This is a genomic window from Aquamicrobium soli, assembly GCF_042646345.1.
Lineage (GTDB): Bacteria > Pseudomonadota > Alphaproteobacteria > Rhizobiales > Rhizobiaceae > Mesorhizobium > Mesorhizobium soli_A.
In genome coordinates this window covers 1-11,810 of sequence record NZ_JBHRTK010000003.1, presented here as the reverse complement: position 1 = coordinate 11,810, position 11,810 = coordinate 1, and the positions used below count along the sequence as shown (strand labels likewise).

13 protein-coding genes are annotated in these 11,810 nt (G+C 65.1%); 3 read left to right on the top strand and 10 right to left on the bottom strand.

All coding sequences use genetic code 11. The features are described from left to right. The 10 genes from ychF to lgt all read right to left on the bottom strand — a co-directional run bounded on the left by ychF (position 1) and on the right by lgt (position 10,016). Complete coding sequence (gene ychF, locus ACFOHJ_RS03110; RefSeq protein WP_378218432.1) at positions 1-1,104, bottom strand: redox-regulated ATPase YchF; 1,104 nt, start codon at positions 1,102-1,104, stop codon at positions 1-3. Positions 1,105-1,196: 92 nt separating this feature from the next. Beyond that, positions 1,197-1,934, bottom strand: coding sequence for an aminoacyl-tRNA hydrolase (gene pth / locus ACFOHJ_RS03105; protein WP_378218430.1), 738 nt, complete (start codon positions 1,932-1,934; stop codon positions 1,197-1,199). A gap of 23 nt (positions 1,935-1,957) precedes the next feature. Further along, on the bottom strand, positions 1,958-2,596 hold the full coding sequence (locus ACFOHJ_RS03100) for a 50S ribosomal protein L25/general stress protein Ctc (RefSeq protein WP_378218427.1): 639 nt from the start codon (positions 2,594-2,596) through the stop codon (positions 1,958-1,960). 210 nt (positions 2,597-2,806) lie between these two features. Continuing rightward, positions 2,807-4,033, bottom strand: a complete 1,227-nt coding sequence (locus tag ACFOHJ_RS03095) for an MFS transporter (RefSeq protein ID WP_378218708.1) — start codon at positions 4,031-4,033, stop codon at positions 2,807-2,809. A 264-nt stretch (positions 4,034-4,297) separates the two neighbouring features. After that, a complete protein-coding gene (locus ACFOHJ_RS03090) occupies positions 4,298-5,233 on the bottom strand; it encodes a ribose-phosphate pyrophosphokinase (protein WP_378218425.1) in 936 nt (311 codons plus the stop codon). A 149-nt stretch (positions 5,234-5,382) separates the two neighbouring features. Continuing rightward, the gene (locus tag ACFOHJ_RS03085; protein WP_378218423.1) at positions 5,383-6,018 is read right to left on the bottom strand and encodes a hypothetical protein; all 636 of its coding nucleotides are present in this window, start codon (positions 6,016-6,018) and stop codon (positions 5,383-5,385) included. An 11-nt stretch (positions 6,019-6,029) separates the two neighbouring features. Next, on the bottom strand, positions 6,030-7,181 hold the full coding sequence (locus tag ACFOHJ_RS03080; protein ID WP_378218421.1) for a M24 family metallopeptidase: 1,152 nt from the start codon (positions 7,179-7,181) through the stop codon (positions 6,030-6,032). After that, positions 7,181-7,975 carry a peptidoglycan editing factor PgeF gene (pgeF, locus tag ACFOHJ_RS03075; protein WP_378218419.1) on the bottom strand — a complete coding sequence of 265 codons (795 nt, stop codon included), beginning with the start codon at positions 7,973-7,975 and terminating at the stop codon, positions 7,181-7,183. The genes ACFOHJ_RS03080 and pgeF overlap by 1 nt, the downstream gene beginning before the upstream one ends. A gap of 101 nt (positions 7,976-8,076) precedes the next feature. Continuing rightward, a complete protein-coding gene (locus tag ACFOHJ_RS03070; protein ID WP_378218417.1) occupies positions 8,077-9,165 on the bottom strand; it encodes a class I SAM-dependent methyltransferase in 1,089 nt (362 codons plus the stop codon). After that, the gene (lgt, locus tag ACFOHJ_RS03065; RefSeq protein ID WP_378218415.1) at positions 9,162-10,016 is read right to left on the bottom strand and encodes a prolipoprotein diacylglyceryl transferase; all 855 of its coding nucleotides are present in this window, start codon (positions 10,014-10,016) and stop codon (positions 9,162-9,164) included. Before lgt ends, ACFOHJ_RS03070 begins: the two co-directional genes overlap by 4 nt. A 131-nt stretch (positions 10,017-10,147) precedes the next feature. Between lgt and ACFOHJ_RS03060 the strand changes: the two genes are divergently transcribed. The 3 genes from ACFOHJ_RS03060 to ACFOHJ_RS03050 all read left to right on the top strand — a co-directional run bounded on the left by ACFOHJ_RS03060 (position 10,148) and on the right by ACFOHJ_RS03050 (position 11,642). Then, positions 10,148-10,456, top strand: coding sequence for an accessory factor UbiK family protein (locus ACFOHJ_RS03060; RefSeq protein ID WP_378218413.1), 309 nt, complete (start codon positions 10,148-10,150; stop codon positions 10,454-10,456). Between the two features lie 321 nt (positions 10,457-10,777). Further along, positions 10,778-11,278: a type III secretion system chaperone family protein gene (locus ACFOHJ_RS03055; protein ID WP_378218411.1), complete on the top strand. Its 501-nt coding sequence runs from the start codon at positions 10,778-10,780 to the stop codon at positions 11,276-11,278. Positions 11,279-11,282: 4 nt separating this feature from the next. Further along, positions 11,283-11,642 carry a tRNA-binding protein gene (locus ACFOHJ_RS03050; RefSeq protein ID WP_378218409.1) on the top strand — a complete coding sequence of 120 codons (360 nt, stop codon included), beginning with the start codon at positions 11,283-11,285 and terminating at the stop codon, positions 11,640-11,642. The last annotated feature ends 168 nt before the right edge of the window (positions 11,643-11,810 follow it).

The following is an 11,810-nucleotide window of genomic DNA, read 5'->3' as shown; positions in this document are numbered from 1 at the left end:
TCAGGTATTGAACCTGAACAGCATCACGTCGCCATCCTGCACGACGTAGTCCTTGCCTTCGTCGCGCGCCTTGCCGGCTTCCTTGGCCGCGACTTCGCCGCCCAGCGTGACGAAGTCTTCGTAGCCGATGGTCTGGGCGCGGATGAAGCCACGCTCGAAATCGGTGTGGATGACACCCGCCGCCTGCGGCGCCTTGGTGCCCTTCTCGATGGTCCAGGCCCGCGTTTCCTTCGGCCCGGCGGTGAAATAGGTGATGAGGTGCAACAGCGCGTAGCCGGCGCGGATGACCTTGTTCAGGCCGGGCTCCTCGAGCCCCATGTCGGCCAGGAACTCCCGCGCGTCGTCGTCGGGAAGCTGGGCGACCTCGGCCTCGATCGCCGCCGAAATGACGACGGTGCCGGCGCCCTGCGCCGCCGCCATCTTCTCCACGGCCGCGCTGTAGGCGTTGCCGGTCGCGGCGTCGCCTTCCGCGACGTTGCAGACATAAAGCACCGGGTGCGAGGTCAAGAGGTTGAGATCGCGCAGGATCCGCAGGCCTTCCGGGTCGAGTTCGGTGAGCAGCAGCCGGGTCGGCTTGCCGGCCTGCAGCAGTTCGAGCGCCCTTTCCATCACCGGCAGGACGGTGGTGGCTTCCTTGTCCTTGCCCGTGGCGCGCTTGCGGAACTGGACGATGCGCCGCTCCAGGCTTTCGAGGTCCGACAGCATCAGCTCGGTTTCGACGGTTTCGGCGTCGGCCACCGGATCGATGCGGCCTTCGACATGGGTGATGTCGTCGTCCTCGAAGCAGCGCAGCACATGCACGATGGCGTCGACCTCGCGGATGTTGGCGAGGAACTGGTTGCCCAGCCCCTCGCCCTTGGAGGCGCCGCGCACGAGGCCGGCGATATCCACGAAGGAGATGCGCGTCGGGATGATCCCCTTCGACTTGGTGATCGCGGCGATCTTCTCCATGCGCGGATCCGGCACCGCCACCTCGCCGGTGTTCGGCTCGATGGTGCAGAAGGGATAGTTGGCGGCCTGCGCGGCGGCCGTCCTGGTCAGCGCATTGAACAGCGTCGACTTGCCGACGTTAGGCAGCCCGACGATGCCGCATTTGAAACCCATGTTTTCAGTCCTATCGGGGAATGGAGAATGTGCTCAGGGCTATGGGCGAAAGGGTCGGCGATCGTCAAGCCCCGGCAAGGTGTTGGTAAGGCTCAGTCCTTGTTGAACAGCTTTTTCAGCATGGCCGCCATCGGTCCGCTTTCGGGCAGCTTGACCGCCAGCTGCGCGGGTCGCGCCTGGCGAATGTGGCTTTGGGCGGCGGCGGGCTTCGACTTCGGCGCCTTCGGCGGCGGCGTGTCGTCGGGTCCGGTCGGCTGGAGCTTGTCGCGAAGCGCCAGCGTGATGCGGTTCATGAACGAATTGTCGTCGCCCTGGGCCAGCAGGCCGACATCGTCGGCGACGGCGTCGAGGAGAACGTCGAGCCATTCCCGGTCGGCCTTGGAGAAGTCGCCGAGAACGTAGTTGTGGACCATTTCCCGGGCGCCGGGATGGGCGATGCCGATGCGCACGCGCCGATAGGCGTTGCCGATGTGCTGGTCGATGGAGCGGATGCCGTTGTGGCCACCGGAGCCGCCCCCGACTTTTACGCGCACCTTGCCGGCGGCGAGGTCGAGTTCGTCATAGAAGATCGTGACCGCCGACGGCGTCAGCTTGTAGAAGCGCGTCGCCTCGCCGACCGCCTGGCCGGAAAGGTTCATGAAGGTCTGCGGCTTGATCAGGATGATCTTCTCGCCGGCGATGCTGCCTTCGGCGACCAGGCCCTGGAATTTCTTCGACCAGGGGGAAAACGAATGGCGGCGGGCTATCGCGTCCGCCGCCATGAAGCCGACATTGTGCCGGTTGTTGGCGTATTGCGCGCCCGGATTGCCGAGGCCTGCAAACAGCAGCATCGTCGTCTCCGGGCGCTAAGCGCTTATTTCTCCGCGGACTCGTCCGCAGGCGCCGCCGCTTCCGCGGCCGCTTCGCCTTCCTCCGACTTCATCGCCGAGGAGCCGGCAATGGTCGCGATGGTGAAGTCGCGGTCGGAGATCACCGGCTTGACGCCTTCCGGCAGCTTGACCGCCGAGATGTGCAGCGACTGGCCGATTTCCGTACCGTCGAGGTCGACGGTGATGAACTCGGGGATCGCATTGGCGGGGCAGAGGAATTCGACTTCGTGGCGCACCACGTTGAGAACGCCGCCGCGCTTGATGCCGGGCGACTTTTCCTCGTTGATGAAGTGCACCGGAACGTCGACGCTGACCAGCGTGTTCTTGCCGACGCGCAGGAAGTCCACATGCATCGGGAAATCGCGGACCGGATCAAGCTGATAGTCCTTCGGCAGGACCTGGATCTTCTTGCCGTCGACGTCGATCGTGGCAACCGTGGTCAGGAAGCCGCCGCCGTGGATCTTGTAGAAGATTTCCTTGTAGGACAGGGCGATCGCCAGGGGGGGCTGTTTGTCGCCATAGATGACTGCGGGTACTTTACCGTCGCGGCGAACTGCACGGGCGGACCCCTTACCGACCTGTTCGCGTGCTTCGGCCTTGAGCTCGTAAGAAGCTTGGCTCATGGCATTTCCTTTCAGTGTTGTTTGGAGCGTCTCCGGGCGGCAAGCCGTGCCGGAAACGTCGAAGCCGCCACAGGCCCCAGAGCAGTCCCTTTATCGGGACAGGCCATGCACCGGGCGACATTCCCCCGCATTGCCTCCAAGGGTGTCTATGCGGGTGCCGGTTCTATAACGGAAGGCCGGGTGCGGCGCAAGCGCGGCCTTTCCGCCTGGTCAGGCCGCTTTGTCGGCGTGCTTCATGTTCGGCAGGAAGATGGTGAGCAGGCCGAGGAAGGGAAGGTACGAGCAGACCTTGAAGACGAAATCGATGCCCTTCCAGTCGGCGACAATGCCAAGCAGCGCGGCTGCGATGCCGCCCATGCCGAAGGCGAGGCCGAAGAAGATGCCACCGATCATGCCGACGCGGCCGGGCACCAGTTCCTGCGCGAACACCACGATGTTGGAGAACGCGGAGGACAGGATCAGGCCGATGATGATGGTGAGCACGATGGTCCATTCGTAGTTCGCGTAAGGAAGGGCGAGCGTGAACGGCAGCACGCCGACGATCGAGAACCAGATCATCGCCTTCTGCCCGTAGCGGTCGCCGAAGGGGCCGCCGAGCAGGATGCCCAGCGCCGAGGCACCGAGGAAGACGAACAGAAGCACCTGCGACATCTGCACCGAGACGTCGAATTTATCGATGACGTAGAAGGTGTAATAGCTGGCAAGGCTCGCGACATAGGCGTTCTTGGTGAGGACCAGCAGGGTCAGGATCGCCAGCGCCCAGCCGACCCGCCTTCTCGAGAAGGGCGAAACGAAGGCGGACGCCTTGCGGTTCTTCATCGCCGCGCGCAGGCGCACATACCAGCCGCTGACCTGCCACAGCACGAGGATGCCGAGCAGCGAGCCGACCGCGAACCAGGCGATGCTGGCCTGGCCGAAGGGCACGACGATGAAGGCGGCGAGCAGCGGGCCCATCGCCTGGCCGGCGTTGCCGCCGACCTGGAACAGCGACTGGGCAAGGCCGTGCCTGCCGCCCGAGGCCAGCCGCGCGATGCGCGAGGATTCGGGATGGAACACCGCCGAGCCGATGCCGATCAGCGAGGCGCCGACGAGCAGCAGCCAGTAATGGCCGGCATAGGCGAGAACGATCAGGCCGACCAGCGAGGACGCCATGCCGTAGGGCAGGGAATAGGGCATCGGCTTTTTGTCGGTCACCATGCCGACGACCGGCTGGAGCATCGACGCCGTCATCTGGAAGGTGAAGGTCAGGAGGCCGATCTGCCAGAAGTCGAGGCCGTAATTGTCCTTCAGCAGCGGGTAGATGGCCGACAGGAGCGACTGCATGATGTCGTTGATGCCGTGGCAAAGGCTGACCGCCAGGATGACTGCAAGGGCCGTTGCCTGCGCCGTGGCCTGCACGTTCGTTTCCTTGTCGGCGGGAGGCTGGCTGGGCGAGATCGTGGTATCGGTCAATGGAGTAGCCTTGACGGGTTAGCTGGAAACCGGCCGGGATGGCGCATCGGATTTTTCCCGGCTTGCATCCGCACGCGGGAGGCCGTTCGACGCGTCGCCTTGGTCTGATCACGCGGGTTATAGGCCGCAGCCTGCCCTTAGGCTAGGTTGTGGGAGCCCCACTCGTTGGGCCAATCGCGCGCGTAGGCAGGCGCACCCGGCGGGTACGGCTCCTTTCCTGGCGGTTTTAGCTGGCGGTTTGGCCGAGCGTCAGTCGAACAGGCTCGACACCGATTCCTCGCTCGCGGTGCGCGAGACCGCTTCGCCCAGGAGGTCGGCAATGGAGACGACGCGGATGTTCCTCGCGTCGAGCACGGCCTGGCTGGGCTGGATCGAGTCGGTGATCACCAGCTCCTGCAGCGCCGAGCCGGTGATGCGGGCGATCGCCCCGCCGGAAAGGACGCCGTGGGTGATGTAGGCGGTGACGCTCGACGCGCCCTTGGCCAGCAGCGCGTCGGCCGCGTTGCAGAGCGTGCCGCCGGAATCGACGATGTCGTCGAACAGCAGGCAGTCCTTGCCGTCCACCGCGCCGATCACGTTCATCACCTCGGATTCGCCCGGCCGTTCGCGGCGCTTGTCGACGATGGCGAGCTGGCCGTCGATGCGTTTGGCGAGCGCACGCGCGCGTACCACGCCGCCGACGTCGGGCGACACCACCATGACGTTGGCGAGCTGCTTGTATTTCGCTTTCACGTCGCGGGCCATCACCGGCACCGAAAACAGATTGTCGGTCGGGATGTCGAAGAAGCCCTGGATCTGGCCGGCGTGCAGGTCGAGCGTCATGACGCGGTTGGCGCCGGCGCGGGTGATCATGTTGGCGACGAGCTTGGCCGAAATGGGGGTGCGGCCGGAAGCACGGCGATCCTGCCGCGCATAGCCGAAATAGGGGATCACCGCCGTGATGCGCCGGGCGGAGGAGCGCATGAAGGCGTCGATCATGATGAGCAGTTCCATCAGGTGATCGTTGGTCGGAAACGAGGTCGACTGCAGGATGAAGACATCCTCGCCGCGCACGTTCTCCTGGATTTCAACGAAGATTTCCTGGTCGGCGAACCGCCTGACGCTGGCCTTCCCCAGGGGAATGTTGAGATAACGGGCTACCGCCTCGGCCAGCACCCTGTTGGAATTGCCCGCGAAGAGTTTCATTCATCGTTCCTGGAAGGGATTTTACGGGGCTTGTAGTACCCTTGACCGGTATTGCAAGGGCAGAAAGCCGGATTCTTCCGGCTAATCCAAAAAAACTGCTGTCCCGGCAAAATTTGCGGTGGATCGATCGTGTCGGGCCGGCGCCGGGCCTAGCCGGTACGGGTGCCGAGCCAGGCGGCCAACTGGTCCATGGTCGTGTCGGCAACGGCCTGCATGGTCTCGGGCGCCACGGCGGACCAGCCGTCGCCTCCCTTCACCGAGGCCGCCTTCTGCTGGCCGTTGATGCGGTGCAGCCGGTTGCCGGCCGGGTCGTAGATGTCCCAGACATAGATCACGGTGGTGTCGGCGCCTTCCGTCAGGGCGGAGAAGTAGCCCTTGATCATCAATGTCGGCGTCTGGGTCGGCGCCTGGTCGGCGGCGCTGCCCGTCAGCTTGATGCCGCGTTCGCGCGCCCGCATCGCGAGCCGCTCGGTAAGCGGCGTCGCGGCCTCGACCGTGGCGCCGACGATCGGCGCGATCTGCAGGCGGGTCCTGGCGAGTGCTGCGGCCGAAGCCGCCCGGTCGGATGGCGAGCCCGTTGCCTGCGTGCTGCCGGTGGTCGGGCCGGCAGGCTGGATCGAGGTCGTCGCGGCCGGATCGGCTGGTTTGATCGCCGAAGGTTCGAGCACGTCGTTGGCGCGGGTGCAGCCGCCCAGCGCCACTGCCGCCAACACGCACACGATCGCCAGCCGCGGCCGCCGCGTTGCCTTCCTAACTCCCTCACTCTGAACGATTTTCGACACCATGCGCCCTCGATTCATCGCACGATCAAGTCGAGATCATGGCGCGACAGCGGTTTCGGCTGCGTCTCGGTGGTGAGGTAGGTCCGGCCGAGCGTCATGGCGGTCTCGGTTTCGGAATCCATGATGATCATGTGCGCGAACAGCGTCATGTTCGGAGCGATGGGCTCGGGATTGCCCTGGTAGAACATCGGCATGTCCATCCAGGACGGCGAGAAGCGGGCGCCGACCGAATAGCCGCAGGCGTTGAGCCGGTGCTTGGTCAGGCCATGCGCCTCCAGCGCCTTGGCGTGGGCATCGAAGACGTCGCCGAAGGTGTTGTCCGGCGTCATCGCCTTCTCGACGGCGGTAAGGGCTGCCTCGGCCGCCTCGAAAAGCTCCTGGTGGCGCTTGGAGACCTTGCCGGTCAGCACGGTGCGCATCATCGGCGCGTGGTAATGGTGGAAGACGCCCGCCCATTCGAGCGTCAGCTGGTCGTTCTTGTTCAGCTTGCGGCGGCCGGCCTTGTAGCGGCAGAGCAGGGCGTCGGCGCCGGAGCCGATGATGAATTCGTTGGCCGGGTAGTCGCCGCCGCCGGCCAGGATCGTCCCCTGCATGGCGGCGAGGATGGCGGCCTCGTCGCCCCCCTGCTTGATCAGCGGCAGGGCGGCGTCCAGCGCGTCGTCGGAAAGGCTGGCGGCCTTCTCGGCCTTGGCCACTTCGGCCGGGCTCTTGAACAGGCGCAGCCGGTTGACGATGCCGGAAGCGTCGGCAATCTGGCCGAAGGTCTGCAACTGCTCGTCCAGCCGGCGGCCGTTGAAGGCGGTGAGGCCATGGGTGTCGTATTCGACGCCGATGCGCTTGCCGAGCAGGTCGAGGTCGTTGAGCAGGTTGCGCAGGTCGATGGCCGGATTGGCGCCGTAGCGGTCGGTCCACAGCACGATGTTGTCGATGACCGAGGTATGGCGCGCCTGGCGCAGGTCGGCCGAGCGGGTGAGCAGCACCATGGAGCCGTCGGCCTTCACCACCAGGCACTGGAAGAAGCAGAAGCCGAAAGTGTCGTAGCCGGTCAGCCAGTACATGCTCTCCTGCGCGAACAGGAGCAGGGCGTCGAGCTTCTTGTCGGCCATCTCGATCATCAGCCGGTCGCGCCGCGCGTCGAATTCCGAGCGTTCGAAATGCAGGGCCATCACTCTTTCTCCAGGCAAATGGCGGACACATGGCGCCCATAATCCGGCTCGTTGCGGTGGGTTCCGCGCCGGTAGGAGTAAAAAAGCTCTTCGTCGGCATAGGTGCAGAGGCCGAGGGCGTCGGCCTCCACCCCAGCCTTCCTCAGTCGGTCGACCGTGTAGCGGTTGAGGTCGAACATCGCGTGGCCGGGCCGTTCCGAAGGCACGAAATAACGGGCGTTGCCGGCATCGGCCTCGACGAAGCGGGCGACGAATTCGGGCCCGACCTCGTAGTTCTTCGGGCCGATGGAGGGACCGAGCACCGCCACGATATGGCGGCACCGCGCGCCGAGGCTTTCCATTGCCGCGATCGTGTTCTCGAGCACGCCGGTGAACGCGCCCTTCCAGCCGGCATGGGCCGCGCCGACGACGCGCGCTTCGGTGTCGGCAAACAGCACCGGTCCGCAGTCTGCCGTCGAAGCGCCGATGGCAAGACCGGGCTGGTCCGTGACGATGGCATCCGCCCTGGGGCGATCACCGGGAAAGGGCTCGCGCGCGATGACGACATCGGGCGAGTGGATCTGGTGGGCGGTCAGCAGGTGACTCAGTGCCACGCCCATCCACTCGGCGACGCGACGGCGATTCTCCGCCACATGGGCCGGATCGTCGCTGGAGCCGGTGCCGGTGTTGAGGCCGCGATAGATGCCTTCCGAGACGCCGCCGGCACGGGTGAAAAATCCGTGGCGGATACCGTGGGCGTTCGCCTGTTCGAGCAAGGATGACCGGAGCGGGGCCGGCTTGTTCGGTATAGACATTGTCGCCTTGTTGTCTCCGCCGCCGGTTTCGTCAAGCAAAGTTTGGCCGCCATCCCGGCCGGCCCGGAAAGCAGGACAGTGATGCAGGCCGGCGGGGAAAGTCAATCCGTGCGGTAAAAGGGCGCGACCGAGACGCCGGCCGACATGACGGCGAGAACCTTGAAAAGCTCGCCCATCGCCTGCGGCCCGGCAAGCCGCTCGACCTCGCCGGAAAGCTTTTCGCGCAAGGCTTCGGGGCCGCGTGCGCCAAGCTGGCCGGCGCGCTCCAGCAGTCCGAGGTCGAGGAGGAAAGAGCCTTGGGTGGCTGTGTGCGCGTCGAGCCCTTGCGCGCGCGCCGCCTCGGCCAGGGCGGCAAAATCGACATGGCTGGTGAAGTCCGCCTCTCCCGGACTGGCCAGCACGTCCTCGTGGCGGTGTCGGCGAAGGGCCTGCAGCGTGTCGCCGACGCCTGGCCGCAGATAGCCGTAGTCGATGAACAGGCCGGCGCCGCCGTCGCCGGCGATGCGTTCGGCGATGCCCGTCATCAGCGCCGAACGGGCAGGGGACAGTTCGGCGATCGCCCCTTGCGGCGCATCCTCGGCATCGGCGGGCAGCAGCGACGGGTCGAGCGAGGCCGCGCCGGCGAAAAAGCGCAGGCGATCGTCGTCGTCGAGGCCGACCATGCGCTCGCGCCAGCCCTTTTCGGTGCGGACGAACTGGCGTGTCGGGATGGCGTCGAACAGTTCGTTGCCGACGATGAGCAGCGGCGCCCGCGGCAGCGTGTCGATCGTTTCGTGCCAATGGGGGGTGGCCGGGGCCTGCGCCAGCGTCTTTTTCTGGATGTCGGCCAGCCTCGGGCTGGTTTCGACCATGGCGAAGTTCGCCTGGCTGATGAAAGCCTGATCGAGGCGGGCCAGCGTACGCAGCATGTCCTTCATCAGCGTGCCGCGGCCCGGGCCGATCTCGGCGACGGTGACCGGCATCGGCTTGCCGAGCGTCCGCCAGGCCTCGTAAAGCCAGACGGCGATGAGTTCGCCGAACATCTGGCTGATCTCCGGGGCGGTGATGAAATCGCCTTGCGCTCCGAAGGGTTCGCGCGTCGTGTAGTAGCCGTCGCGCGGATCGAACAGGCAGAGCGCCATGTATTCGCTGACCGGTATCGGCCCCAGCGCCGCGATCAGTTCGACGATGCGCCGCTCGAGCCGCGTCATGCGGGGCGGGAGGCGGCCACGGGCCTGGCACTCAGCATGCACCACAGGCCGATCAGCACCATCGGCAGCGACAGCAACATGCCCATGGTCAGCCAGCCGGTGCCGGCCAGGTAGCCGATCTGCTGGTCGGGCTCGCGGAAGAATTCCACGAAGATGCGCGACAGGCCGTAGCCGCAGACGAAGGCGCCGCCGACGAAGCGCGGCGTCTTCAGCTTCAGGCGCGAGTGGGTGAGGAAGCGCAGGACCAGGAACAGCACCAGGCCCTCGAGCAGCGCTTCGTAGATCTGGCTGGGATGGCGCGGAAACGGGCCGCCATTGGGGAAGACCATCGCCCACGGGACGTCGGAAACGCGGCCCCACAGTTCGGAGTTGATGAAGTTGGCCAGCCGCACCAGCCCGAGCCCCACGGGCACGCCGGCGGCGACGACGTCGAGCAGCGACCAGGTGCGTATCTTGCGCGACCGCGAAAACAGCACCATGGCCAGGATCGTGCCGAGCAGGCCGCCGTGGAACGACATGCCGCCCTGCCATACCGCGAAAATATCGAGCGGATTGGCGAGGTAGCGGGGCAGGTCGTAAAGCAGCACATAGCCCGTGCGCCCCCCGACGACGACGCCGATCGCTGCCCAGACGACGAAATCGTCGAGGTCTTCAGGCTTCATCGGCAGTTGGCCGTCGGGCCACAGCTTCGGGTTGGTGACGAGCCGCTTGCCGTACCACCAGGCGAACAGGATGCCGACGATATAGCCGAGCCCGTACCAGTGGATGGCGAGCGGGCCGATGGTGACGATGACCGGATCGATGTTCGGGAAGGTCAGGGCCGCAAGCGGCAGGAGCAGGGTGTCGCTCAACAGGGGTCTCCCGGTTGCGAGGCTGGTTCGCGCGGGAACATGCGGCAGCGTGCTGGCCGGGTCAAGGCAGGCAGGTTCTTGCATTCCGCGCCGCGCCCTACTAACTCAAGTCGACCAAGCGAGGTTTTGCCATGTCGACCGGACCCAACCGCATTCTTGACGAGTTCGCCAAGCTGATGACCGATGCCGCCGGGGCGGCGCAGGGCGTTCGCCGCGAGGTCGAGACGGCTTTTCGCGGGCAGGCGGAACGAATTCTCAACACCATGGACGTGGTGCAGCGCGAGGAATTCGAGGTCGTGCGCGACATGGCCGTGAAGGCCCGCGAGGAAAATGCCCGGCTTGCCGCGCGCATCGAGGCGCTCGAAGCGAAGCTTGGCGCGGACGGCGAACCCGCTTCCGAGGCCGGACCGGCTTCGCGCAAGCGGCCTGCGAAAAAATAATCGCTAAACTTTTCCACAAAGCCACAGCCTGAAAAAGCGCTTTGTCGTGAATCGCTTACCGGCATTGCGTGAATCTTTCCGGCAGCGACTGTCCACATGCGAATGCGGCGTTGCTGAAAATTGGGCTGGTCAGCGGACTCACGATCAATAGACTGAATTTGTTGCATGATTCGGGGAAGGGTCATGTGTCGGGCGGTGGGGTCCCGGCCTGGGGGTTTCTTGTAGACCGGTCCTGGCTGTCCGAGTTCAAGACGAGATTTGTTCGTGTGCGTGCGTATTTGCGCGGAGCGCGCAGTTGCGCCCAAACGACGGGAAGCATTCATGGAACTGCTGGAACTCGAGGTTTCGCGTGACATCCACCCGGTGGATGTGATCGAGCAGGTTGCGCATAACAACGACTGGTCGTTCGAGCGCGCCGGCGACGACGAGATTTCGATCTCGGTCGTGGGTAGCTGGAGCGACTACCACGTTTCCTTTTCCTGGATGGAGGATTTCGAGGCGCTGCACCTTGCCTGCGCTTTCGACATCAAGGTGCCGGAAGCGCGCGCGCTGGAAGTGATGCGGCTGTTGTCCCTGATCAACGAGCAGATGCTGTTCGGCCATTTCGACCTGTGGGAGCAGGAAGGCGCGATCATGTTCAGGCAATCGCTGCTGCTTGCCGGCGGTGTCGAGCCGTCGAGCCAGCAGGTCGAGGTGCTGCTGTCGTCGGCGCTGGAAGCCTGCGAATGCTATTTCCAGGCGTTCCAGTTCGTCGTCTGGTCGGGAACCTCGGCCAGGGACGCGCTGTCCAGCGTCCTGTTCGAAACCCATGGAACCGCCTGAACCGATGAGCGCCAGCAGCGAACGCAAGCCTGAAATCAGTTTTGCGGATTTCGACAAGGTGGATATCCGGGCCGGCACCATCGTCGGGGCGGAGCCGTTTCCCGAGGCGCGCAAGCCCGCCATCAAGCTGCGGATCGATTTCGGCCCGGCGATCGGGGTCAAGAAGTCGTCGGCGCAGATCACCAAATACTATGCGCCCGAAACGCTGGTCGGCCGGCAGGTGTTCGCCGTCGTGAACTTTCCGCCGCGCCAGATCGGCCCGTTCATGTCGGAAGTGCTGACGCTCGGCTTTCCCGACGAGGAAGGCGCGGTGGTGCTCGGCGCCATCGAGCGTAAAATCCCCGACGGCGGCCGGTTGTTCTGACGCAAACCCGCTTGTCACGTGGGCTTTATTACCCCCACCCCTAACCCCTCCTCACAAGGGGGAGGGGAATTTGGCACAGCGCTTGAGTTTCCCCTCCCGGCAAGGGGGCAGTGTTTACATCAGACTTAGTTTGGATTCTTCTTGGGCTGTTTGTTTGATTTGCCGAGG

What these genes read in the sequence shown, in the direction of transcription:
- ACFOHJ_RS03100 (WP_378218427.1), bottom strand. Translation starts at nt 2,596, where the DNA reads ATGAGCCAAGCTTCTTACGAGCTCAAGGCCGAAGCACGCGAACAGGTC.
- pgeF (WP_378218419.1), bottom strand. Translation starts at nt 7,975, where the DNA reads ATGTCTATACCGAACAAGCCGGCCCCGCTCCGGTCATCCTTGCTCGAA.
- ACFOHJ_RS03060 (WP_378218413.1), top strand. Translation starts at nt 10,148, where the DNA reads ATGTCGACCGGACCCAACCGCATTCTTGACGAGTTCGCCAAGCTGATG.
- ychF (WP_378218432.1), bottom strand. Translation starts at nt 1,104, where the DNA reads ATGGGTTTCAAATGCGGCATCGTCGGGCTGCCTAACGTCGGCAAGTCG.
- ACFOHJ_RS03055 (WP_378218411.1), top strand. Translation starts at nt 10,778, where the DNA reads ATGGAACTGCTGGAACTCGAGGTTTCGCGTGACATCCACCCGGTGGAT.
- ACFOHJ_RS03050 (WP_378218409.1), top strand. Translation starts at nt 11,283, where the DNA reads ATGAGCGCCAGCAGCGAACGCAAGCCTGAAATCAGTTTTGCGGATTTC.
- ACFOHJ_RS03080 (WP_378218421.1), bottom strand. Translation starts at nt 7,181, where the DNA reads ATGGCCCTGCATTTCGAACGCTCGGAATTCGACGCGCGGCGCGACCGG.
- ACFOHJ_RS03085 (WP_378218423.1), bottom strand. Translation starts at nt 6,018, where the DNA reads ATGGTGTCGAAAATCGTTCAGAGTGAGGGAGTTAGGAAGGCAACGCGG.
- ACFOHJ_RS03070 (WP_378218417.1), bottom strand. Translation starts at nt 9,165, where the DNA reads ATGACGCGGCTCGAGCGGCGCATCGTCGAACTGATCGCGGCGCTGGGG.
- pth (WP_378218430.1), bottom strand. Translation starts at nt 1,934, where the DNA reads ATGCTGCTGTTTGCAGGCCTCGGCAATCCGGGCGCGCAATACGCCAAC.
- ACFOHJ_RS03090 (WP_378218425.1), bottom strand. Translation starts at nt 5,233, where the DNA reads ATGAAACTCTTCGCGGGCAATTCCAACAGGGTGCTGGCCGAGGCGGTA.